At 36.4% G+C, this 22,804-nt stretch carries 23 protein-coding genes; 5 read left to right on the plus strand and 18 right to left on the minus strand.

The genetic code is table 11. The features are described 5' to 3' along the window. Positions 1 to 22: 22 nt before the first annotated feature. The gene (locus IW15_RS13035) at positions 23 to 985 is read right to left on the minus strand and encodes a WG repeat-containing protein (RefSeq protein ID WP_034711786.1); all 963 of its coding nucleotides are present in this window, start codon (positions 983 to 985) and stop codon (positions 23 to 25) included. 46 nt (positions 986 to 1,031) lie between these two features. Beyond that, positions 1,032 to 2,459 (minus strand): adenylosuccinate lyase, encoded by a 1,428-nt coding sequence (gene purB, locus IW15_RS13040; RefSeq protein WP_034711787.1) that lies wholly within the window; start codon positions 2,457 to 2,459, stop codon positions 1,032 to 1,034. 135 nt (positions 2,460 to 2,594) lie between these two features. On the opposite strand from purB, the gene IW15_RS23030 reads away from it, so the two are divergent. The 3 genes from IW15_RS23030 (at position 2,595) to IW15_RS13050 (ending at position 4,953) form a co-directional block, all read left to right on the plus strand. Further along, positions 2,595 to 3,104, plus strand: coding sequence for a hypothetical protein (locus IW15_RS23030; protein ID WP_228384364.1), 510 nt, complete (start codon positions 2,595 to 2,597; stop codon positions 3,102 to 3,104). Further along, entirely contained in the window at positions 3,053 to 3,721 is a 669-nt protein-coding gene (locus IW15_RS13045; protein WP_228384365.1) for a helix-turn-helix domain-containing protein, read from the plus strand. Before IW15_RS23030 ends, IW15_RS13045 begins: the two co-directional genes overlap by 52 nt. Before the next feature lie 65 nt (positions 3,722 to 3,786). Then, the gene (locus IW15_RS13050) at positions 3,787 to 4,953 is read left to right on the plus strand and encodes an iron-containing alcohol dehydrogenase (RefSeq protein ID WP_034711789.1); all 1,167 of its coding nucleotides are present in this window, start codon (positions 3,787 to 3,789) and stop codon (positions 4,951 to 4,953) included. Positions 4,954 to 5,016: 63 nt separating this feature from the next. Here IW15_RS13050 and IW15_RS13055 read toward each other — a convergent pair whose 3' ends face one another. The 7 genes from IW15_RS13055 to IW15_RS13085 all read right to left on the minus strand — a co-directional run bounded on the left by IW15_RS13055 (position 5,017) and on the right by IW15_RS13085 (position 14,873). After that, positions 5,017 to 5,418, minus strand: coding sequence for a hypothetical protein (locus IW15_RS13055; RefSeq protein ID WP_034711790.1), 402 nt, complete (start codon positions 5,416 to 5,418; stop codon positions 5,017 to 5,019). A 114-nt stretch (positions 5,419 to 5,532) separates the two neighbouring features. Next, entirely contained in the window at positions 5,533 to 7,860 is a 2,328-nt protein-coding gene (gene bglX / locus IW15_RS13060) for a beta-glucosidase BglX (RefSeq protein WP_034711792.1), read from the minus strand. A gap of 37 nt (positions 7,861 to 7,897) precedes the next feature. Beyond that, a complete protein-coding gene (locus IW15_RS13065; protein ID WP_034711794.1) occupies positions 7,898 to 8,302 on the minus strand; it encodes a hypothetical protein in 405 nt (134 codons plus the stop codon). Beyond that, positions 8,299 to 9,006 carry a carboxylesterase family protein gene (locus tag IW15_RS13070; RefSeq protein ID WP_034711795.1) on the minus strand — a complete coding sequence of 236 codons (708 nt, stop codon included), beginning with the start codon at positions 9,004 to 9,006 and terminating at the stop codon, positions 8,299 to 8,301. The genes IW15_RS13065 and IW15_RS13070 overlap by 4 nt, the downstream gene beginning before the upstream one ends. Before the next feature lie 146 nt (positions 9,007 to 9,152). After that, complete coding sequence (locus IW15_RS13075; protein WP_034711796.1) at positions 9,153 to 10,538, minus strand: glucoamylase family protein; 1,386 nt, start codon at positions 10,536 to 10,538, stop codon at positions 9,153 to 9,155. Positions 10,539 to 10,611: 73 nt separating this feature from the next. Then, entirely contained in the window at positions 10,612 to 12,036 is a 1,425-nt protein-coding gene (locus IW15_RS13080) for a RagB/SusD family nutrient uptake outer membrane protein (protein ID WP_084681428.1), read from the minus strand. Positions 12,037 to 12,047: 11 nt separating this feature from the next. Then, positions 12,048 to 14,873: a SusC/RagA family TonB-linked outer membrane protein gene (locus IW15_RS13085; protein ID WP_034711799.1), complete on the minus strand. Its 2,826-nt coding sequence runs from the start codon at positions 14,871 to 14,873 to the stop codon at positions 12,048 to 12,050. Positions 14,874 to 15,245: 372 nt separating this feature from the next. On the opposite strand from IW15_RS13085, the gene IW15_RS13090 reads away from it, so the two are divergent. Beyond that, positions 15,246 to 15,917 carry a DUF4197 family protein gene (locus tag IW15_RS13090; RefSeq protein WP_034711802.1) on the plus strand — a complete coding sequence of 224 codons (672 nt, stop codon included), beginning with the start codon at positions 15,246 to 15,248 and terminating at the stop codon, positions 15,915 to 15,917. Between the two features lie 40 nt (positions 15,918 to 15,957). Continuing rightward, positions 15,958 to 16,263, plus strand: a complete 306-nt coding sequence (locus tag IW15_RS13095; RefSeq protein ID WP_034711803.1) for a DUF493 family protein — start codon at positions 15,958 to 15,960, stop codon at positions 16,261 to 16,263. 53 nt (positions 16,264 to 16,316) lie between these two features. Here the strand turns inward: IW15_RS13095 and IW15_RS13100 are convergent, their stop codons facing one another. The 9 genes from IW15_RS13100 to IW15_RS13140 all read right to left on the minus strand — a co-directional run bounded on the left by IW15_RS13100 (position 16,317) and on the right by IW15_RS13140 (position 22,304). Beyond that, entirely contained in the window at positions 16,317 to 16,667 is a 351-nt protein-coding gene (locus tag IW15_RS13100) for an ArsC/Spx/MgsR family protein (RefSeq protein ID WP_034711806.1), read from the minus strand. 86 nt (positions 16,668 to 16,753) lie between these two features. Continuing rightward, on the minus strand, positions 16,754 to 17,368 hold the full coding sequence (locus tag IW15_RS13105) for a deoxynucleoside kinase (protein ID WP_034711808.1): 615 nt from the start codon (positions 17,366 to 17,368) through the stop codon (positions 16,754 to 16,756). Between the two features lie 36 nt (positions 17,369 to 17,404). Then, positions 17,405 to 18,367, minus strand: coding sequence for a hypothetical protein (locus IW15_RS13110; RefSeq protein ID WP_051882017.1), 963 nt, complete (start codon positions 18,365 to 18,367; stop codon positions 17,405 to 17,407). A gap of 81 nt (positions 18,368 to 18,448) precedes the next feature. Then, positions 18,449 to 19,471, minus strand: a complete 1,023-nt coding sequence (locus IW15_RS13115; protein ID WP_034711810.1) for a glutaminyl-peptide cyclotransferase — start codon at positions 19,469 to 19,471, stop codon at positions 18,449 to 18,451. Positions 19,472 to 19,513: 42 nt separating this feature from the next. Beyond that, positions 19,514 to 20,536 carry a glutaminyl-peptide cyclotransferase gene (locus IW15_RS13120; protein ID WP_034711812.1) on the minus strand — a complete coding sequence of 341 codons (1,023 nt, stop codon included), beginning with the start codon at positions 20,534 to 20,536 and terminating at the stop codon, positions 19,514 to 19,516. A gap of 35 nt (positions 20,537 to 20,571) precedes the next feature. Beyond that, positions 20,572 to 20,955, minus strand: coding sequence for a VOC family protein (locus tag IW15_RS13125; protein ID WP_034711814.1), 384 nt, complete (start codon positions 20,953 to 20,955; stop codon positions 20,572 to 20,574). Then, positions 20,952 to 21,461: a GNAT family N-acetyltransferase gene (locus tag IW15_RS13130; protein WP_034711980.1), complete on the minus strand. Its 510-nt coding sequence runs from the start codon at positions 21,459 to 21,461 to the stop codon at positions 20,952 to 20,954. The genes IW15_RS13125 and IW15_RS13130 overlap by 4 nt, the downstream gene beginning before the upstream one ends. 5 nt (positions 21,462 to 21,466) lie before the next feature. Then, on the minus strand, positions 21,467 to 21,892 hold the full coding sequence (locus IW15_RS13135; protein ID WP_034711982.1) for an SRPBCC family protein: 426 nt from the start codon (positions 21,890 to 21,892) through the stop codon (positions 21,467 to 21,469). 61 nt (positions 21,893 to 21,953) lie between these two features. Continuing rightward, positions 21,954 to 22,304: a hypothetical protein gene (locus tag IW15_RS13140; protein WP_131368557.1), complete on the minus strand. Its 351-nt coding sequence runs from the start codon at positions 22,302 to 22,304 to the stop codon at positions 21,954 to 21,956. Positions 22,305 to 22,804 lie beyond the last annotated feature (500 nt).

Below are 22,804 nucleotides of genomic sequence, written 5' to 3' on the forward strand. Positions count from 1 at the left end.
AGATATTAAATATTATTAGACTTTATTTTTTTAACTTGTTCGGATGATCCGGATGCTCTTTTTGAAATTTTTCAGCTTCTTTCATTTCTTTCTTAAGCCATTTTTCAAAAGGTAGCTTTTCAACTTCATAGTCCTGAGCGTAAAAATCTTTCCCGTCTTCGGAAACTAAGAAATTAAAACGTGATGATCCTGAATTTATTTTTCCTGTATCATAGGTATTCACCTGAAAATAGGGAAAGTTTTCTTTTGGTCTTTCAACGATTTCAAAGAAAAGCTTCTTTTCATTTTCAGCTAATTTGTTATAATGGTTCACATAATAGATACCGGAAAGCTGTTTATTTTGTTTTTCAAAAAACTGAAGAATCTTCTTCTCTTTTTCACTGTATTGGAATGGATATGGATATAATTCTCCGTTCAGCTCCACATCTTTTTCAGATTGTTTTGCTGCAGGCTGCACCGTTTCTCCTCTGTTATTCATAACGCCCCAGGTTCCTCCTACAATTGCTTTATGCTCATCGTTTGTTTTTTCCCAGTCGCATCCGTCACAGAAGGATGCATATCCAAAATTGAATGGCGATACGAAATCATGGATGGGTTCGATAACCGTTTTTCCATTTCTGTCTGCAAATCCTACTTTTCCGTTTTTAACGAATCTTCTTACGCCTTCTTCGAAATAATCGGCTCCGTTATCATATAAAAAAGGTCTGTACAGGAAATTACCTTTTCGGTCATACACATATCCCCATGCATTTTTTTCTTTATCTTCATCTTTTTTAAATCCGTCAAAGTAAATAGTTTCTTCTTTGACCAGATCTCCATTTTCAATGATTGAAAAAATTTTAAACTGTGCAGGAACAATAATCTTCCCCTTTTCATTTTTTACGCCCACCAAGGAATCTTTCGAAATAAAATACTGTAAAACCTCCTTCTTTTGCGAAAAGGAAATCATTGGTATTAGTGCAACCAGTACAAGTATTTTTCTCATGGTTGGGTTAAAATAAAATATGCAGCCGAAAAGACTGCATATGGTTTTATACTTTAAGATCAGCCTCCAATCCTATCAGGTCTTTGTTCTGGTCCAGAATCGGCTGAACTTCATTCTTGATGAATTCTTCCGTCTGAATCGGAGCAAAACCGATAAAGTTTTTAGGGTCTAATACTTCTTTTAGTTTTGATTTATCTAATTTTAAAGATTCGTCATTTAAGATTCTCTCAATCAGATCATTTTCTTTTCCTTCTTCTTTCACCTTTTTAGATGCTTCCATAGAGTGAACTCTGATCACTTCGTGGATCTCCTGTCGGTCTCCTCCTGCTTTCACTTCTTCCATGATGATATATTCTGTCGCCATGAAAGGAAGTTCTTCTTCGATGTGCTTGTTGATTCTGTTTGGATATACCACAATTCCATTCATGATATTGTTCCAGATCAATAAGATGGCATCAACTGCTAAAAACGCCTGAGGAATCGTTAATCTTTTGTTGGCTGAATCATCCAGCGTTCTTTCAAACCACTGTGTAGACGCTACCATCGCAGAACTTGTCGTTAATGACATTACATATTTTGCCAAAGCACCGATTCTTTCGCTTCTCATTGGATTACGTTTGTAAGCCATTGCTGAGGAACCGATCTGGTTTTTCTCAAATGGCTCTTCTACTTCTTTAAGGTTTTGAAGAAGACGTAAGTCATTAGAGAATTTATGAGCAGACTGAGCAATATTTGATAATAATGCTACTACTTTAGCATCAATCTTTCTGTCGTAAGTCTGTCCTGAAACTCCAAATACTCTGTCGAAACCGAATCTTTTTGAAAGTTCCTTATCTAAGTGTTTTACTTTAGAATAATCTCCGTTGAAAAGTTCCAAGAAACTTGCTGCTGTTCCTGTGGTTCCTTTTACTCCTCTGAAACGCAGTGTTTCAAGGAAGAAATCAAGTTCTTCAATATCAAGAACCAAACTTTGTAACCAAAGGGTTGCTCTTTTTCCAACTGTCGTTAACTGAGCAGGCTGAAAGTGCGTGAATCCTAGTGTAGGAAGATCTTTGTACTGGATAGAGAAATCGGCAAGGTTTTTCATTACGTTGACCAATTTCTTCTTTAGGATTAAAAGTCCGTCACGGATCTGGATAAGGTCCGTATTGTCTCCTACAAAAGCTGAAGTAGCTCCCAAATGTATAATTCCTTTTGCTGAAGGCGCCACATCACCATACGTGTGAACGTGAGCCATTACATCATGACGGAATTTTTTCTCATACTCTGCTGCTTTATCATAATCGATATTTTCAGCGTTTGCTTTAAGCTCAGCAATCTGCTCGTCAGAAATTTCAAGACCTAAGTCTTTTTCAATTTCAGCAAGAGCGATCCAAAGCTTTCTCCAAGTACGGAATTTATTATTATGTGAGAAATTAAATAACATTTCTTCACTGGAGTACCGCTCTTCCAATGGATTTTTGTAGGAATTCATTCTTTCTTATTACTTTTTAGATGTACAAAAATAAGGTTTTTCGGTGAGAGATAAAAATCCTGTCTTACTGATTTTTGCCTGAGAAATTGTTTTTTGTTTTCGTGCTTAAACAAACCTCACAGGTTTTAAAAACCTGTGAGGTTTTGTGGATATCTTCATTATTTTATTTTTGTCATCATTTCTTTAGAAACACCATCAACCCTAGCCCCGATAGCAACGGTTACCCCGCAGTACGCAAGGGAAAAAGCTGAGCACGAGGAGTATGAGTGGATAGCGGGATTAAGCTTCCATACACCATTTTGCTCTTGCGAATTTTCAACATATTGGAAGTATGGAATGTTTTGCTCTACATTTGCGCTTCGTTTTAAAACACTATTTATGGAGGGTATGATGAAACTGGAAATCAAGAAAAACATTCAGAAAGAGGAAGATAAGAATCTGTCATTCCGTGTTTTTGACCTGAATACAGACAACCTTGAAACTTATTTTCAACCCCATAAGAAAGATCATTTTTTCATTCTTGTCATTGAAAGCGGCAAGATCCGGATTCATATTGAAGAGAAAATTCACCTGCTGACGCCGGGAAAATTTCCGTGGTATTTCCTGAACAGGTTCATTTTATATCGAATCCCAGTGCAGATCTGAAGGGTAAGATTATTTTATTTGAAGAAATACTTTTCTGCTCAGATATTTTAAAGAATGAACTGAGCACATACAATGTTAACCTTTCTACGCAGCTAAACTGTACCATGCTCTCTCCTGAAGATTGTAAGCAAAGTCTGTATACTATAGATATTATTCAGGAAATTTATACAAAACCCAGTCTTATTAAAAAAGAACAGGCGCGTTTTCATATTAAAATTTTCCTTTTAGGCCTGATAGAATCTGTACATGGACTGCATCCAATTCTGCATATGGAAACGGCAGACAAGCCGGTTTACGTCCGTTTTAAAAAACTCCTCAACCAACATTATAAACAGGAACGGACAGTTCAATATTATGCCGGAAAACTGGCGGTAACTGCCAAGAAACTTAATGCAGTAACTAAAAAACATTGTGGAGAAACAGCAATCCAGGCGATCCACAACCGTATCCTGATTGAAATCAAACGTCAGCTTCTGTTTTCAGACCTTACGCATAAAGAGATTGCTTTTGACCTTGGTTTTAATTCGCCATCGGCACTTAATAAGTTTGTAAAGGCGAAGCTTAAAGAAACTCCAACGGAATTACAGCAGGAACTGGCGCAAAAGTATATCGGATAGTCTTATTTGTATAACATCAGGCATTCTGATCCGGCTAATTTTGTCTCATTAAAATTAAAGAAAAAATGAGTAAATTATTTATTGCCGGAGAGGTATTCCATGGTGCTGGAAGTCTTGAAGAATTAAAAAATATCAACGGTAAAAAAGCGGTTATCGTAACTGGTGGCGGTTCGATGAAAAAAAGCGGGACTTTAGACAAAGCAGTTGCTTTTCTACAGGAAGCCGGAATAGAAACCCAGATTTTTGAAGGTGTGGAAGAGGATCCTTCTTCTGCAACCTGTGCTAAAGGCGCGGAATTCATCCAGAATTTCCAGCCGGACTGGATTATCGGTTTGGGAGGTTGTTCGGCTATTGATGCTGCAAAAATCATGTGGGTATTTTATGAGTATCCTGATGCTGATTTTGATGCGATGATCAAACCTTTCACCGTACCTGTTTTAAGAAATAAGGCTAAATTTATTGCTATTCCTTCTACCAGCGGAACAGGAACTGAAACTACAGGTCTGGCTGTAATTACCGATCGTGAAAAAGGAGTAAAATATCCGATTGTTTCTTATGAACTGACTCCTGATATTGCTATTATTGATGGTGAAATCTGTGCTTCAATGCCAGCTCACGTCACTTCAAATACAGGTCTTGATGTTCTGACTCATTGTGTGGAAGCTTATGTTTCAAATATTGAAAATAATATCGCTGATGCTCTTTCTAAAGGAGGATTGGAACTGGTTTTTGACAACTTAAAAGAGGTAGTGGAGAATCCAACGAATATCAAAGCCCGTCAGAATATGCATGATGCTTCTTTTATGGGAGGATTAGCCTTTAATAATGCCTGGTTAGGAATTGTTCATTCTCTGTCTCACCAGGTTGGTGCTTTGTACGGAATTCCTCACGGAGCTTCGAATGCTATTTTCTTACCTAATGTTATTCGTTTCAATGCTCAGGTAACTGACCGTTATCCTGATTTGGCAAAAGTAATTGGAAAAGAAACTGCTGAAGAATTGGCGCAGGCTATTGAAACACTTCGTTCTGAAGTTAACAATCAATCCGCTATCAAAGAATTCGGTATTTCAAAAGAAGACTGGGAAAAGAACCTGGATTATATCGCTAACAATGCGCTGATAGATCCATGTACAGGATTTAACCCTAGAGTTCCTACATTGGATGAATTGAAAGCGATTTACAATGCTTGTTATGAGGGTGCTGTATATGCTGAGGAATTGGTTGCAGGATAATTTATATTTAAAATTTAGGCAAAAAAAAACAGGAAGTCAGATTGATTTCCTGTTTTTTTATTTTTATTGATAGATGACCACATCATCCTTTTTAATCTGATACCCTGCTTTTTTGTAAGGAACCAAGACATAACTTTCTTTAATATGGCTTCCGCTTTTCCAGATTTTACCTTTTCCCTGTCTGTCAAGGATGATGCTTTTTGCATTTCCATCGGGAATGAAAATTTCAGCTCTTTTCATATCCTTACTAAAAATAACAGCAGTCATGGAAGTAGAACTCTTATCTGAGTCGACTTCTTTTAATTTAATTTTCTGTTCAAAAACCCTTACACAGTCGTTTTTGATTTGTGAATAGGTATATCCTGCTGATCCTATACATCCGTGAACGTCTCTGTCTCCGCCTACTTTCTGTGCGAAAAATAATGAACCGAGGAACATGGCGCTGAGTACAATTGTTTTTTTCATATGTTAATTTTAAATGTTTTCAATTTGGTAAAAATTGTGCCAAAATAGGCTATTAGTTTATGGTCATTCCAAGATACAAAAAAAGCCGCTCAATACGAGCGGCTTATATAAAAATTATTTTGTCCAGTTGATTTTTGAATGTTTCAATTCTTCGGAATTGGTTCCGACCATGATATCAAATTCTCCCGGTTCCCAATCGAACTTTAAAGCTCCGTTGTAGAATTTCAGACTTTCCGGAGTAATATCGAAGGTAACTTTCTTCGATTCACCCTTTTTCAGGAAGACTTTCTGGAATCCTTTCAGTTCTTTTACGGGTCTGGTAATGCTTCCTACCATGTCTCTGATATACAGCTGTACCACTTCCGCTCCATCATAATTTCCAGTATTGGTTACGGTAACCGAAGCCTGAACGGTTTGGTTTCCTTTTGGATTGGCATTGGATACTGCAAGGTCAGAATAGTTGAATTTGGTGTAGCTTAACCCATATCCAAACGGATATAATGGGGTATTACATTCGTCCATATAGTTGGAACGGAATCTCTGATATTCGCACTTATCAACCAATTTTTGATCTAATGGGCGTCCAGTATTTTTAGCGTTATAATAAATTGGCACTTGTCCTAAACTTCTAGGGAATGTCATTGGCAGTTTTCCGGAAGGGTTTACTTTCCCGAATAATACGTCGGAAATGGCATTTCCTGCTTCAGAACCTGCAAACCATACGTTAAGAATGGCATCAGGAGTATCTTTTACATTCGTCAAAGCTAATGGACGACCTGTGAAAAGTACCATTGCAATAGGCTTTCCTGTCTTTTTTAATTCGTTTAATAAATCTACCTGAGACTGAGGAATGGTAATTTCAGTTCTTGAAGACGATTCCCCGCTCATCTCTGCAGATTCTCCGATTGCTAAAACAATTACATCAGCTTTATTGGCTACATCTACTGCTTCTTTTAAAAGAGCTTCTTTGGAACGGTTATCTCGGTCTGTTTTCTTTCCGTGGGCTGCATAGATATCTTCTAATTTGGCATCGTAGTCGATGTTTGCACCTTTAGCAGAAATGAATTTCACTTCTTTTCCTAAGTTCGCCTGAAGACCCTGCATCAAATTAACCGACTTGTCATGCTGCGCTGCCACACTCCATGTTCCGGCCATGTTTAATGAATTGTTAACCAATGGTCCGATCACCGCTACTGTTCCTGATTTTTTCAAAGGAAGGACCTGGTTATCGTTTTTCATCAAAACCATTGACTGAGCTGCTGCATTTCTCGCGATGTTACGGTTTTCCATGCTGTAAACTTCTTTCGCTGCTAATTTGGCATCTCCATGTTTGTAAGGATTATCAAACAATCCTAAATCGTATTTTGATTCAAGAACTCTTCTTGCTGCCATATCAATTTCAGCCTGAGTGACCTTCCCTTCGGATAAAGATTTTTTTAATGTTGTTAAGAATCCTTCTCCTACCATATCCATATCAACACCGGCTTTTAATGCTAAAGCAGAAACCTGCTGAAGATCTCCCATTCCGTGGTCAACCATTTCGTTGATTCCGGTGTAATCGGTTACCACAAAACCTTTAAAGTTCCATTGGTTTCTCAATACTTCAGTTTGCAGCCATCTGTTTCCTGTTGCCGGAACGCCGTCAACTTCATTGAAAGAAGCCATTACAGAAGCTACCCCTGCATCTACAGCTGCTTTGTAAGGTGGAAAATATTCATTGAACATTCTTATGTGGCTCATATCAACGGTATTATAATCTCTACCGGATTCACCCGCTCCATATAATGCAAAGTGTTTAACACAAGCTAAAATATTGGTTCCATTGGCTAAATCTTTCCCCTGATATCCATATACCATATTTTTAGCAATCTCACTTCCTAAATACGGATCTTCCCCGGAACCTTCGGATACTCTCCCCCATCTTGGTTCTCTTGAGATGTCCACCATCGGCGAGAATGTCCAGTTGATTCCATCAGCAGCAGCTTCTTTTGCGGCTACTCTTGCAGACTGCTGAACCAGGTTCATATCCCATGAAGCCGCTAATCCTAAAGGAATCGGGAAAGTGGTTTCGTAACCATGGATAACGTCCATTCCAAAAATCAAAGGAATTTTCAGACGGCTTTTTTCAACAGCTACTTTCTGAACTGCTTTGATTTTATCTGCTCCTTTTATGTTGAATAGTCCACCGACTAATCCCTGTTCCACTTTTTTTCCGATATCGGAACTTTGAGCTAGCCCTGTGGTAAAATCTCCTGAGCTTGGCAAATTCAGCTGTCCAATTTTCTCATCTAATGTCATCTTTGACAAAAGATTGTCTACAAAAGCTTTCTTTTTAGCTTGATATTGAGCCGTCTGATAAGACTGAACGGGCTTATTGACCATTTCCTGCGCAGAAAACACAGGTGCCAGTGCTAATGTGGCTATTACAATTAACTTTTTCATAAATCTATCTTCTTAAATTATAGTTCTGTTTTTGTTTTTAGTTGTTAAACGATTCTACAATTAAGTATAATTCGTTTTTATTTTTATTTGATTCCAGATATGCTAAAACACAAATCAGACTTCCATATTCAGTCATTGTATTCTCATTTTTGGAAATATCCAACCATTTAAAGTACTCTTTCTCTAAATCATTCGGATGAAGATGTTTTTCTTTGTATAAAGATAAATTAATCAATTTTCTACTTTCCGAATTATCTAAATTATTTATTTTCACTTCAGTCTGAAAGACAAAATTCATTAAATTGGAAAAATTTTCATCATTTATAAATTTATTTTCAAAAGAAGGTTCTCTACTTGCGATAATATATTTTTCATTAAATAATTCTTCATCAAGAAGAATATCATCATCTGACTTGTCTAATGCAATAAAAATTAAATTCATTTATTTAATTTCTTACTTAACATCCATTCGTAAAACTTGGGGTCAGAGTACGTAGAGTCCCAGGAATTATGGTTGTCATCAGGGAAAATAGTTAAGGTAACCGTTGGGTTTACTTTTTTTAAAGCCTGATACATTTCTATAGAATTCATTGGAGAAACGACATCATCATTTCCTCCATGAAAAATTTTTACAGGCAACTGTTTAAACTGATCAATATTGGCCTCCATTATTCTATCTGCCGGAGCACATACGGGAGCTATTGCCGCAAACATTTCCGGGTGTTCCATGGCTAACTTCCATGTTCCCCATCCCCCCATCGAAAGTCCTGTAAGGTAAATTCGGGAAGTATCAATCTTGTATTTTTTCTGAATTTCTTTTATCAAATTATAAAGCGTCATCGTATCCCACCATGAATCTGCAGGACATTGCGGTGCTAAAATCGCTACCGGTTCCTTGATTAGATTTTTATAAGTGAACGGGCTGTGGGCTTTTACCATTTCAAGATTATTTCCTCTTTCTCCAGAACCGTGGAGAAATACGATCAAAGGCACATTTCCTTTTACTTTTTGAGGGTAATCGAGAATGTAGGATATTTTTTCCTGTCTTTTGAATTCTTTGTTTAATTCTCCTTTCATTTCCTGAGCGTTGAGACTCAATGAAAATGGTAAAAGTAAGATGGGGAGGTGCTTTAATTTAATTCTCATTTTAATATGTAGGTTTGGGCTAAAGCCGTTTGATTTTTATTTTTTTCAAACGGGTTAAAACCCGTTCCTATTGAATTTGATATCGCTATTTTATATTGTTGTGGATAGAATGGAATGGGTTTTAACCCATTCCTAATGGTCTATCTTTATTTTATTCCATATTTTGTAGACTGGAAGCTTAATTTCTTAAGTCCCTGCTGGATTTCTGGAGCATTCATAAATAATTTCCATAAAAATCCGGTTCTGTAATTTTCAATCATTGGAGCAATTGTTCCCTGATCAATCGCCAGATATCTCGGCGTAAACCAATTGTTGTAATTGATTGAAGTCGCATCATAAGGTCCTGCTGAACCTATAAACTGAGGCTTTTGAGTATAGATAAATCTCAAAAAGTCCATTGATTCTTTTGGGGTGTAAGGAAAACTGCTCAATGCAGCAGTAGGAGTAATTACTCCGTTATCATTGGTAGGCATGTGTGCCGTGTACCCTGTACTTCCATCTTCATTTCTTGTGTACCCTGCGGTTAATCCCCAATAGTTTGGTCCGTAACCTTTCCATTGTTTTGGATTTTCAACACAGTATTTATAGTCGATTAAGACTTGGTTTTTGTTAAGGTCAAAGTAATTTTTAACCAGTTTATCAGACAATCCTGTAGGATCGAGACCGATATATGAATATTGAGACCAGAATAAAGGCCCGCCGTATTCTTCGGCATAGTTGTGTTTTACATACAGAGGAAGTCCATATTTTGTTTTGTCTGTAAGGTAAGCTCCATTTCTTGCCCAGCCTTTGTAATAAGTTTCTGCATCGATAGAATAGGTTGGTGAAGATGCTGCTAAGATATAAGTGATCAGACATTCGTTGTATCCTTCCAATGGAAAATTCATGTCCCACTGATAATCAGGAGACCAATGCCAGTACAATACTTTTTCTCCTCCTTTTGTATACCAGTTCCATTGAATTCCTTTCCATAGGTCATCACATTTTTTTGCCAGGGCTTTTTCTTCGGCATTTCCATTTTTGAAGTATTCGCGAACCATTAAAATCCCTGAGGTAAGGAATGCTGTTTCTACCAGATCTCCGCCATTGTCTTTTTTGCCGAAAGGAACGGTTTTTCCTGTTTCTCCATTGATCCAGTGTGACCATGCTCCTTTATGGCGGTCTGCTTTTGCCAGAAAATCCATCATATTGGTGAGTCTTTTCACCGCTTCTTTTCTTGGAACAAAACCTCTTTCCACTCCTACTAATACAGTTGCGAGTCCGAACCCGGAACCACCTGTAGTCACTACATGTTTATCATTATCCGGATAGATATTGTCTTCATGGTAACGTTCACGTCCTAACATGGAGTGAGGCTCTGCATAGTCCCAAAAACACTTCAATGCTTCTTTTTGAACTTTATCCATTAACTGCTCATCGGTAATGGTGTGATTTACCATTGTATTTTGAGCGGTTTCCTCTTTTTTTACCTGAGCATTTTTGCATGAAACCATCAGTGACACTGCAAGAATAGAAACAATACCTAACTTCATATGATATACATTTATATAGATTAAATAAAAAAATAGCCAAAGATGAACTTTGGCTATTCTATATAGTTATAGATTAATAACCGGGGTTTTGTACGAAAAGTCCGTTACTTTGGTTCATCGCATCCAAAGGAATCGGGAAAACTTCGTTTTTCCCTGCTACAAATCCTTTAGAAGCCAACACTGTAGCAGCCTGTCCTGTTCTCACTAGATCTGGGAATCTATCATTCTCCATTGCCAATTCTACTCTTCTTTCCTGCCAGATAGCTGTTCTAAGAGCACCCTGAGTTGAAGCTGTTGTATTCGCAAGGTGAGCTCTGGTTCTTACTTTATTGATATTGGTAACAGCAGCAGCCGTATTTCCTAATTCATTAGCTGCTTCTGCATTGATTAAGAGAATATCAGCAAATCTTAATATTCTTATATTCTGTATAGAACCGTAACCACATGCATTATTGTTTAAAGATGATGGTACATACACTTTTTGATTCCATACATTACCCGCCTGAGGATCTCCTTTATGAATCACATCTCCTTCAAGGGTTGTTTCTCCTTCTCTCAGAATAGATAGTTCTTTTCTGATATCTCCCGGCTCAAATGCATTTTCCAATGCTGGCGTAGGAGTAAAGAATCCCCAACCATATTGATTTCTAACACCCTGAACTTCTGCATACTGACTACCTCCAAATGCTGCAGAACAATCACAATTTACTTCAAAAACAGATTCTGAACCAAATTCTCCTGCCGGTCTGAACAAATGGTTAAAATCAGGATCCAATGCATATCCCATTGACATCACCTGGTTAGAGGTATCATACGCTTTTTGGTAATCTTTCATATAAAGATATACTTTTGAAAGCAATCCTAAAGCACCCCCTTTTGTAACTCTTCCAAGATCTGAGGCAGGGTAACTCTGAGGCAATACTGAAGCTGCTGCTGTAAGATCAGCAACGATGAAGTTATATACTTCTGCCGTAGAGTTTCTTGCTTTCAGATAATTCCCGTCTGGTGGTAATCCGTCATAGATAGGAACTCCGCCATATATTCTTACCAAGTTAAAATAGAAATACGCTCTTAACATTCTGGCCTCAGCAATCAGTCTGTTTTTAAGTGTAGCATCCATGTTTATTTTCGGAACGTTTGTAATCACCTGATTGGCTCTGTTGACAGCCTGCCATTGACCGATCCAATATCCTCTTACTCCATCATCACTTACTGTGTAGGTAAAGTTATCATATGCATTGATGAATGATGCATCTCCAGGGTTAGATCCTTTTTCCACATCATCACCTGGCACCCCAAATACAAACTGTGCAGGGAAAGCCGAATTCTCCCAGCTTCTTAAAAAGCTGTAAATAGCATTCGTGCCTTGCATTGCATCGTCCTGTGTTGTGAAGAAATTTTTCGCTTCAGTCTGCCCTTCATCTTTAATATCTACAAAATCATTATTACAACTTGTCATTAATGAAAGTATAGAAATTGTTAAAAATATTTTTTTCATGATTCTTTTAATTAAAATGTTAGATTCATACCTATTGTATAAATAGCAGAGATTGGGTACACATTATTATCAATTCCCATCTGTACTCTATCCGAGTTTGTAATCTCTGGTGAGAAGCCGCTATATTTGAAACTTGTCCATGGATTCTGTGCACTTAAATATAATCTCAGTTTTGTGATAGAAAGAGCTTTAGCAAATTCTTTCGGCAAATTATATCCCACCTGAATATTTCTAAGTCTGATATAGCTGCCATCTTCTACATAGAAACTGCTAGGTAAAATAATAGATTGATTAGAAGTAATCATTGCATTAGTATTAGAGGTACCTGCTCCATGCCATCTGTTATTATACATATCTAAATCCCATGTCTCATTTCCATAACGCTGTTCACGGTTGTAATTGTATATCTTGTTACCAAATACTCCCTGGAAATCTACTGCAATATCAAAATCATAGACATTTAGATTAACTCCAAAACCATAGGTTCCCTTTGGAATCGGGCTTCCTAAGAATTTTTTATCTCTTGTATCAATAACACCGTTACCATCCTGATCTTCAAACTTAAACCATCCTGCTTTTGCTCCAGGCTGTCCTGATGCTGCTGCTTCTGCATCGGTTTGGAAAACACCAGTAACCTGATACCCATAATAAGAACCTACTGACTGACCAGACTGTAGTCTTACAATAGAATTTCCAAATAAACTCGCTCCTGTTTCCAAATATGATCCACCGTACACTGAGGTAATCTCGTTTTTAAGTGAAGTAAAGTTACCATATACTCCTAAACCGATATTATCATTGATTTTAGTATTGTAATTAACCGATACTTCAAATCCTCTGTTATTAAAAGAATACGCATTGGTTACAAAATTATTCCAGTTACTGGCACCAGAAACAGTTCCCTGGTTTACACCATACACTACATTCTTAGAATCTTTGTCATAATAGGCTGCATCAATTTTAAGCTTATTATTGAACAATGCCATTTCCAACCCTATATCTCTTCCTGTTGTAGTCTCCCAACCAATGTTCGGATTGATGAATTTATCAATTGTCTGAGCGGCATATCCTGTATTTCCAAAATAAGCACCACCTGCTATAAGAGATGTATTGGCAGTATATCCTCTTCCTATATTAGGATTTCCTAATTCTCCGTAGCTGGCTCTTAGTTTTAATAAATTGAAGACATTCTGATTGCTCATAAAATCTTCTTTAGATATTACCCAACCCGCACTAATGGCAGGAAACGTTCTTGATCTGTCAACACTCACCTGGGAGCTGGCATCTCTACGTATAGAAGCATTTACCAGGTATTTGCCTTTATAATCATAGTTTATTCTTCCAAAGAAAGATTGAATTCTTTGTTGATCCTGGAAAACAGCAGATGCAATATTATCATCTTTATCTATACCGCTTACATAAATAATGTCTGTTCCGTTTGCCACATTCAGAGAACCATTGGTTCCATCATAATGAACATTTTTAGCAGATACATAATCCTGAGACAAAGATGTTCTTGTTCTGGAAAAACCAGCAAGTACATCAAAATTGTGATTTCCTAAGCTTTTTTTCCAGTTAATGGTATTATCCCAAACGTAATTTCTATTTCTAAAGTTCCTTGTTACCAATGTAGAGGCTACCTGATTCGCTAAAGGAGCATACGTAAAAGTTGGAGTATACTCATATTGGCTAGGGCTGTAATTATCATTAGAATAGCTGATTCTGAATGTGAAATCTTGCAAGAACTTCAATTCTCCCCATACATTATTAAGCAATCTTTCCTGTCTTATCTGAGAACGGTAAAGATCAAGCATCGCCCTTGGGTTGGCAATAGAATACCCATTGAAGTATTGATAATCCCCTGTAGCAGGATTCATTGGTGAAAATATTGGCGGAGCAATAAAAGAAGTTAACACAGGGTTTTGTGCTACGTCAGTACGCATTTTGGAAAAACTGAAGTTATCTCCAATGGTAATATTATCCGTGATTTTATAACTAAGGTTTAATTTGCTGTTAAATCTGTTAAAACCACTTCCGGAGTTAATTCCTTTTCCTGCAGCAAGGTTACCTTCATCCTGAAGATATCCTAAACTGGCATAATAGTTAAGTTTACCCAAACTTCCTGTTGCAGAAAAATCATTAGAATTGATGATGCTTGTTCTGAAAATCTCTTTATACCAGTCTGTATCTGCAGGAAACTGACTTCTATTAATAGACCCTGTGCTAGAACCAGTATCATTAATTAATTTTTCATTATATAATTCTATATACTGATCAGCATTAACCATTTTAGGAATATTGGTTACCTTTTTAATCCCTAAATAGGAATTGAAATTATAAACAGGTTTTCCTTTTCCGGTTTTGGTTTTGATGATAACCGCACCATTCGCCGCCTGTGCTCCAAAAATAGCCAAACTCGATGGATCTTTTAAAACACTCATCGATTCTATATCCTGAGAACTAAGATAAGAGATATCGGTAGTAATCATACCGTCTACAATAAAAACAGTATTTCCTGATAAAGAACCAACTCCTCTGATGTCTACTTTTGGAGAACCTCCGGGAGTACCTGAATTGGTAATGTTTACCCCGGCAAGTTTACCCTGAATAGAACTAAGAGGATTGGCATTGGGTTTGTCTGCAAGATCTTTTGCAGATACGGTCCCGATGCTCCCGGTCACATTTTCTTTTTTCTGAGATCCATATCCAATTAGGACTACTTCCTCAATCTTCTGCTCTTTCTGTACAGAATCTTTAGGCGTAACCTGTGCATTGACGTTCATACCGAAGTACAGAACCGCAATGAGACATGAATACTTTAAATCACGTTGTTTCATATAGTTTAATTTTATTCGTACAATCAATTTTAAATAAAAAAGGTTGAAACCTTTTATATGTGCCTCTGTTTAGTGAATTATTACTAATTCTCAAAAAAAGACATTAGCCAAAATTATATAAAAATATTTAACCTTGTTAATTTATCTTAAAAATTTTAAAATATATCTACATTTTTAAATAAATCGCGGATATCACTACGTTTTCTTAGGGTTTAAATAATAGTGATGTTAAATTTCCATCAAATATTCAATCAAAAAAAATAAAATTTAAGTAAAAAAACACCCAAATCGTAACGATAAATTAATATTTTGTTAAAAAGATAATAGTGTTTACCTTTGGCGTAATAATTGAGAAAATAAGTAAAAAGAGTAATGAAAAAATACATCATTGCAGCAGCCCTTTTCATAGGAGCCGGTGCAGTTATTATAACAGTTCCACATTCATGCACCACCCTGGCTACGACAGACCTGGGATTGTCTGTTATCCGAAAGATTTTAAGAAACGGAATTGATAAAGGAATGGGCATCTACGGAAACAAAGAGGCATTCCTTCAAAATAACCTCATCGATAAAGCTCTTCCCAAAGAATTACGGGATATTAATTCTACACTGGAAAAAATATCTCCTTCTCTGGTTGCCAAAGAAAAAGATTTTATTGCTGAAGCAGCCTCTTATACGGTTAATATCTCAAGACCTATCCTTGATGATGCCGTCAACAGTTTAAACGCACAGGATGTCACCAGAATTGCTCAGGGAACTACGGCAACGCAAATCCTTAAAGAGAAAACATCCCAGCGTCTGATAGATGCCATTGCACCAAAGGTTGACGAAAAATTAAATGAATACGGAATCGCCAAAACACTTAACACCGCACTATCCGGCAATAATTTATTAGGAAGTCTTCTTGGAGGAAAAAGCAGCAATACCAATGCGGGAAGCATTAGTAAGCTGGCTTCTGAACAGTTAGTGAACGGCCTGTTCAATATTATTGAAGATTACGAGCATCAAAACTCCAAAGCTCTATTGGGACCTCTTGGAAAATAGAAAAAAATTCATTAAATTTATATATAATTAATATTTGGAGATGGATATATTACAAGGAAATCAACACGCAAACCCCGAAGACTTTTACAATTCTTTAAAGGAAAAACTGGATGATCATCATGATTTTCCGGAGGACTATTTATTCAAATTTATCATTCCGACAGATCAATCTAAACTTACCGAGATCTACCGGGTTTTTGACGGCATCAAGTTTACCCTTGGAAACCGTGAAAGTAAAAATGGAAAATATACAGCCTGCAACATCAACGCATTTGTATTAGATGCTGAGCAGGTAGTTCGTATCTATAAAGAAGTCGGAAAAATAGAAGGGGTTATTCTATTATAAAAAAGCAAAACCAGCTGTACAGCTGGTTTTTTTATGTCTTATTGTTGTCTCTATTATTTTTCAATAAAGAATTTTACGTTTTCAATGGGTCTTCCCAACATCGCTACTGAACCTTTTATTAAAATAGGTCTCTGTATTAAAGACGGGTTGGCAGATAAAATTTCTATCCATTCATCTTCAGAATAATTTTTATCGGCAAACTTTTCCTGATACAGTTTTTCTGTTTTCCTGATAATATGAAATACGCTTTGATTAAGCTTTTTTAATACCGTTTTGATCTCCAGGATACTCAACGGATCTTCAATCATATTAATAATCTCAAATGGCACCCCGTTCTCGTCCAAATACTCTAAAACAGCATTTGATTTTGAACAATGACCGTTATGTAAAACCTTAACTAACATTTTTGATTATTTTAAAAATTAAACTCACTCTCTACAAAGGTAGACAGAATCAGGTTACAAAAACCTTAATATATCCTAAATAATTGTTAAAACAACCCGTTCAGCTCTGCTTCTATCTTTTCTAAAATAAATCCGAAATCTTCAGGTTTTTCTACAAAATCCAAATCATCCACTTCAATAACCAGCAGCTTTCCTTCTGTATATTCAGCGATCCATTTTTCATATTTCTGATTCAGTTTTGAAAGATATTCAATGCTGATTGAGGCTTCATATTCCCTGCCTCTTTTATAAATCTTTTTTACCAGATTGGGAACATCAGATTTTAAATAAATTAATAAATCAGGTGCGGAAACAAAGGATTTCATCAAATTAAAAACCGAAGCATAATTATTGAAATCTCTGTCTGAAAGCAGCTTCATATCATTTAAATTTTCTGCAAAAATATGGGCATCTTCATAAATCGTACGATCCTGAATAATATTTTTACCGCTTTCTCTGATCTCTTTCACCTGTCGGAATCTGCTTCCCAGGAAGTATACCTGTAAAGCAAAACTCCACTTGCTCATATCTGCATAAAAATCCTCCAAATAAGGATTATGATCTACATCTTCAAATTGTGCATCCCATCCATAATGCTTTGAGAGCATAGTCGTTAACGTAGTTTTCCCTGCTCCGATATTTCCTGTAACTGCAATATGCATATTTTCCTTAGTATTTTACTGATTAATTGCTTACCACTAAACACCTACAGCCTGAACTTCAGAAGTTTCCTCAATCAGCTTTTCTAACACCTTATCGCCTTTTGGCTTCTCCTCTATTTTTTCTACAGGCTTTTCTGATGAATCTTCCGTTGCTTTTTCTGCCGGATGATCAATCGTCTGTTCTGTAGTTTTTTCTTTCGGTTCGGGTTCTGTTCTTAGTTTAGTTTCTTTACTTTTTTCGAGGCTGTAAAGATAAAGCTTGTTGCCTTTGATTTCAAAATAAGATGATGTATTTTTATCCACAATTTTAGCATCTGGATCTTCAAAAACCTTCACCATCTCTTTTTCAGGGATATATTTTAAAATTGAATTATTGGTAATCACTAAGATAAATTCATTTTCTCTTCTGAACCGTTTTCCGTTTTCAACCGGTGCTTCAAAGAGCTTTTCAAACTTCAAACTGTAGACTCTGATGTGCTTTCTCGTTAAAATATAGACTTTATTTTCAAACACCAGCAGATCCATCAAATCTTCAAAACTGGCATCAAAAGGATAAGAGTTGATGGTGGTTTCGTTTCTGAAATTATACTGTATCAGACGTTTTGTACTGTCGTCCAGCAGCCACAACTGCTGCAGATCTTCCGCATAAGCCATCCGGATAAAGCCAAATTTCTGCTTAAAATCCAATCGTTGAATCTCGTTCATATTTTGGTCGACAAACTTCATTTCCTGTGCATTTTCCGAAAACAAAGCAACAGTCAACGGATTTTGTACATTCTGTACTTTGTAGGGAACGGTAAACATCAGCTGTCCGATCTGCTTCCCCAGCGAATCATATTTTGTAAAACTGAAATCCTTATTTTTATAGATATAAATACTTCCATAGTCGTCTGCAAGCATGTCTTTTGCTTCTTTGAGCTTTAACGTATCTAATGGAAGGGACTTCTGCGCAGTGGCTGCACAGAAAATAAAAATGAATATTAATGGTAGTATTCTCAAAATTCTCTTTACTAAAGATAGCGCTCCTAAGGAACGCTACCAATTTACTTTATTTTATTGAAATAGAAATCGTTAATTGTTTTATTTAAAAGCAATTTCATAAATTTTCTTCCAGTTTTTACCGGTAATCAGCATATTATCCCCTTTAAAGGCAATTCCATTCAGTACATCATTTTCTCCTTTGGTATTCTTTTTAGCAAAATAGGTAAAATCGAATATTCCAACAACCTCTCCATTATCTGGATTTATTTTTAAGACAAAGGGCTTCTCCCAGACATTGGCATAGATAAATCCGTTATGATATTCCAACTCATTCAGCTTCTTGTAGGTTTGATTACTTCCTGCCACTGCAATGGATTTAATCAGCCGGGAAGGATTATTGGGATCGAGGAAATGCAACATTTTGCTTCCATCCGATGCAATCAGGTTTTTCCCGTCATACGTCAGTCCCCAACCTTCAGCCATTCCCTTTGGATAAGCAAATTCTGAAAGTAACTTCAATGAATTTTTATCATAAATATATCCTTTTCTGCTTTTCCAGGTTAACTGATATACTTTGCTGCCTACAATCGTGCTTCCTTCAGAAAATTCTTCATCCGGCTGCGGTGTTGAAGCCAGCGGAGTTGTCGTTCCCAATGTATATTTTAAGATTTGGGAAGATCCGTTCTGACCGTCACTTTCGTAGATTATATTTCCTTCCATCTGAAAACCTTGTACAAAATTTTCAGGATCGTGCGGATATTCTGCTATAATCTGGTAAGGAATATTCTTCTCCTGATTTTTCGTAAATACATTGATGGTTGCATCCTGATTGAGCTCTTTACCGCTTTTGGTTTTGATATGAAAAGTAATGTCATTGTCTCCTAATATGAAAAACTTAGGGTCAACCACCAAATTGGAGGTTTCCTTATCCCCAAAGCTGATGCTGACATTTTCCACATTATCTGTTACTTCTTTGGGAAGTTCCAGTTTATCTCCAAAATGATACCCATTACTTTCCAATGAATGGCTATAATCATTCAATGCACTTACCATCTTCTCATCGTTATGACAAGACACCATCAGAAGAGCTGATGCAATGATTGCTATCATATTCTTTTTCACCGGATTTATATGGATTTTGAAATGTAAAAGATCAGTTTAGCTTTATTTAATGGCTACTTCGTAAATTTTAGACCAGTTTTTACCTGTAACTAGCATATTTTCTCCTTTAAAGGCAATTCCGTTTAACACATCGTCGCTTCCTTTGGTATTCTTTTTGGCAATATCCGTAAAATCAAATGTTCCGACTACTTCTCCGGTGGCTGGATTGATTTTTAAGATAATCGGTTTTTGCCAAACGTTTGCATAGATAAATCCGTTATGGTATTCCAGCTCATTCAGCTGATCGTACGCCTGAGTACTGCCTGCTACTGCAATATATTTAATCAGCTTGGATGGATTGTTCGGATCAAGGAAGTACAGCAATTTACTTCCGTCTGATGCAATAAGGTTTTTTCCGTCATACGTTAATCCCCAACCTTCACCCAATACGTTTGGATAGGCAAAATCGGAAAGGAGTTTCAACGAATTTTTATCGTAAATATATCCTTTTTTACTCTGCCATGTTAATTGGTATACTTTATCCCCTACAATGGTACTTCCTTCAGAGAAATCTTCCTGTGCCTGCTTGGTAGAAGATAGCGGAGTTGTGGTTCCCAATGTATATTTTAAGATCTGCGATGCTCCGTTCTGCCCGTCACTTTCATAGATGGTATTTCCTTCCACCTGAAATCCCTGTACAAAATTCTTAGGATCGTGAGGATATTCTGCGATGATTTCGTAAGCGATCTTTTTTTCAGGATTTTTAGCAAAAACATTGATGGTTGCATCCTGATTCAGGGTTTCTCCCCCTTTTGTTTTTATATTGAACGTTACCGCATTATCTCCTAATGTGAAAAATTTAGGATCAATTACAAGGTTTGAGGTTTCTTTATCTCCAAAACTTATGGTCACACTTTCTGCATTATCAGCAACATCACTTGGAAGGGCCAGTTTATCCCCGAAGTGATATCCTTTTGCAGTCATTGAATTGTTGTAATCGTTTAAGCTGTTCAGAATTTTTTCGTCTTTGTTACAAGAAGCCAGCAACAAAACTGCTGCAAACCCTGCTATTATATTTTTTTTCATTGAATTTCTAAATATTTCCCCAAAAATAGCAAAATTTATTCCGCTGTACTAATTTCCTCTACAGGTTGACCAAATTGTAATATATAGCCATTGTTGTCGTATATCGCAAATTCTCTCATTTCCCATTCAAAGGTTTCGATTTCATAACAGACTTTGGTTTTCGTTCTGAGCTCTTCCCAAAGTTCATCCACCTTATCTACATTAAAATAAAATGATCCTGAAAAACCGATTTTATGAAATTTTTCATGTTCATTAGGAAGGGAAAGCATGATCTGTACATCGTCTTTCTTAAGTGATGCCCAATGCCAGTCATCATTTTTTCCTAATAGGGTAAAACCTAATGCTTTGGTATAAAACTCAATGGTTTCTTCTAGATTTTCTGTCCAGAGTATAGGACGGAGGAAGGTAAATTTCGTCATGATATCGGGATTTTATAATTTTTTACATTCATTTTCATATTGATGGAAGTCCATTTTTCGCCTTCAATATAGACTTCACTCATGACAGCGGAATCTATTTCAAAACCTACTTTTTTATAGCACTCAATGGCGCCGGTGTTCCAGTCGTAGACATTCAGTTCAGCAGTGTCTTTATCAAAATGTCTGAATCCGTATTCTGCCAATTGCAGGACTAGTTTTTTGCCATAGCCTTTTCCTCTGTTATTTTCATCCCAAATGAGTATTCTTCCGAGTAAAAAAGTTTTCTCTTTTAACAAAATCTGGGCATGCCCAATGGTCGTTCCGCTTGCTGTTTCCACCACTCTGAATAAGGTTCTGTTTTCATTAGACAGATCATAGGCAAGCTGCTCTTTTGTCAAAGGAAAACGATAAGCTGGTCCAGCAAACTGGAGGAGCATTTTTTCATCTTTTATTTTGGAAATCAACTTTGGAGCATGGTTGATATCAAATGGAAGCAATTCAATCATGCACATTAATTTTCTGCATACATTTTCAGGCTTTGTCCAATGATTGCATTCCAGCCTTCTGTAAAGTTTTTTCTGGAAAAACCTTCTCCCAGATCTTTGAAGTTGTCAATATCTTCATGGATGAGCGTAATGAACGTTACTCCTTCTTCCGGATGAAGCTCCCAGGTAACGAATGTTTTTTCTTTGGAAAAGTCAGGATAAGACCAACTGTATTGTAATCTTTGATTGGGAATAATTTCTAACAATTCTCCCTGGTGATGGTACTTCTTTTCCTCTCCGGGTTCATAGAAATTAAATTCTTTCCCTACTTCCATTTCAAAATCCGGAATATCAAAATACCAGGATTTCATTTCGTTTTTATCTGTTAATGCTTTCCAGATGGTTTCCACCGGAGCATTGATTTTATACTGAACAATAATGGGTGTGCTCATACGCTGTGTTTTAATTTGATTACTAAAATGACGGTTTGTTCCCGGATTATTTGGTAAATACCTATTCAAAAAAAGGTACATCGTCCGGGTCAGTTAAACTTTCTACAATATAGATAAAGCCTTCATTTAATAGGTGGGTATCAATGGAAGCTGCATCTTTTTTGTTATCTAAAATGGTGTGGTCCTTTTCGTACAGATAAAGGAATGCCTCGGCTAATAACTGTTCCTCCAATTCAAAATCTTTGGCCTTTACATATTCTTCTTCGAGCTCCGGATGAAGAGCCGCAAGATCTTCATGAAGAAAGCTCTTTAAATGAATATAGTACGGTGATTTCGTGATATCAAAATGGTCAGGAAATAAAGGATCAGCCGAAAAATCTACTGTAAAGGATTCGCTTCTTATCCTCATCATTATCTTTTTAAAAATTGGTTAGTGAAATTTACAATTTAAATTTCAAATTGGAAGGGTTTGTTGTTTTTTTGATGGGTGAAATTGTATAGATGTTGTTATTTTTATACTATGTTTCCGGCTGTGCAAAGTTTTGATTTTGCTATTATGATTAATTCATTTCCCCATGCTAGCGCACGAATCCTTTCGTGTGGTTAAAAAACTATAAATTAAATATTCTAATAATTATAATCTCATCAAAAGCCCTTTTCATCAGAATAATCAAACTTATTGCTATCTCTATGATTTTATTTTATGTAAAGATATAAAATGAAGTAGTTTACTGAAATTAAATATTAATAAAAATGCCACACGAAAGGATTCGTGCCTTTACTTTGTATTGATAAAAACAATCTAAATTTATTAAAAGGAAAACAGAGGTGAACTAAGAATCGTGCTAAGTTTGAGACTTTTCTGCCGCATTAGTCCTCTGCTTTCTCCTTGAATCTCGTTGAATGGCTTTA

The sequence above is a fragment of the Chryseobacterium soli genome, from assembly GCF_000737705.1.
Lineage (GTDB): Bacteria > Bacteroidota > Bacteroidia > Flavobacteriales > Weeksellaceae > Chryseobacterium > Chryseobacterium soli.

Bases quoted from the DNA above. Each gene is read 5' to 3' on its own strand.
- IW15_RS13075 (WP_034711796.1), bottom strand. From the start codon at position 10,538: ATGAAGTTAGGTATTGTTTCTATTCTTGCAGTGTCACTGATGGTTTCA.
- IW15_RS13070 (WP_034711795.1), bottom strand. From the start codon at position 9,006: ATGAGAATTAAATTAAAGCACCTCCCCATCTTACTTTTACCATTTTCA.
- IW15_RS13135 (WP_034711982.1), bottom strand. From the start codon at position 21,892: ATGAGCACACCCATTATTGTTCAGTATAAAATCAATGCTCCGGTGGAA.
- IW15_RS13055 (WP_034711790.1), bottom strand. From the start codon at position 5,418: ATGAAAAAAACAATTGTACTCAGCGCCATGTTCCTCGGTTCATTATTT.
- IW15_RS13080 (WP_084681428.1), bottom strand. From the start codon at position 12,036: ATGAAAAAAATATTTTTAACAATTTCTATACTTTCATTAATGACAAGT.
- purB (WP_034711787.1), bottom strand. From the start codon at position 2,459: ATGAATTCCTACAAAAATCCATTGGAAGAGCGGTACTCCAGTGAAGAA.
- IW15_RS13100 (WP_034711806.1), bottom strand. From the start codon at position 16,667: ATGTTAGTTAAGGTTTTACATAACGGTCATTGTTCAAAATCAAATGCT.
- IW15_RS13130 (WP_034711980.1), bottom strand. From the start codon at position 21,461: ATGATTGAATTGCTTCCATTTGATATCAACCATGCTCCAAAGTTGATT.
- bglX (WP_034711792.1), bottom strand. From the start codon at position 7,860: ATGAAAAAGTTAATTGTAATAGCCACATTAGCACTGGCACCTGTGTTT.
- IW15_RS13120 (WP_034711812.1), bottom strand. From the start codon at position 20,536: ATGAAAAAAAATATAATAGCAGGGTTTGCAGCAGTTTTGTTGCTGGCT.
- IW15_RS13090 (WP_034711802.1), top strand. From the start codon at position 15,246: ATGAAAAAATACATCATTGCAGCAGCCCTTTTCATAGGAGCCGGTGCA.
- IW15_RS13065 (WP_034711794.1), bottom strand. From the start codon at position 8,302: ATGAATTTAATTTTTATTGCATTAGACAAGTCAGATGATGATATTCTT.
- IW15_RS13125 (WP_034711814.1), bottom strand. From the start codon at position 20,955: ATGACGAAATTTACCTTCCTCCGTCCTATACTCTGGACAGAAAATCTA.
- IW15_RS13035 (WP_034711786.1), bottom strand. From the start codon at position 985: ATGAGAAAAATACTTGTACTGGTTGCACTAATACCAATGATTTCCTTT.
- IW15_RS13050 (WP_034711789.1), top strand. From the start codon at position 3,787: ATGAGTAAATTATTTATTGCCGGAGAGGTATTCCATGGTGCTGGAAGT.
- IW15_RS13085 (WP_034711799.1), bottom strand. From the start codon at position 14,873: ATGAAACAACGTGATTTAAAGTATTCATGTCTCATTGCGGTTCTGTAC.
- IW15_RS13140 (WP_131368557.1), bottom strand. From the start codon at position 22,304: ATGATGAGGATAAGAAGCGAATCCTTTACAGTAGATTTTTCGGCTGAT.
- IW15_RS13095 (WP_034711803.1), top strand. From the start codon at position 15,958: ATGGATATATTACAAGGAAATCAACACGCAAACCCCGAAGACTTTTAC.
- IW15_RS13105 (WP_034711808.1), bottom strand. From the start codon at position 17,368: ATGCATATTGCAGTTACAGGAAATATCGGAGCAGGGAAAACTACGTTA.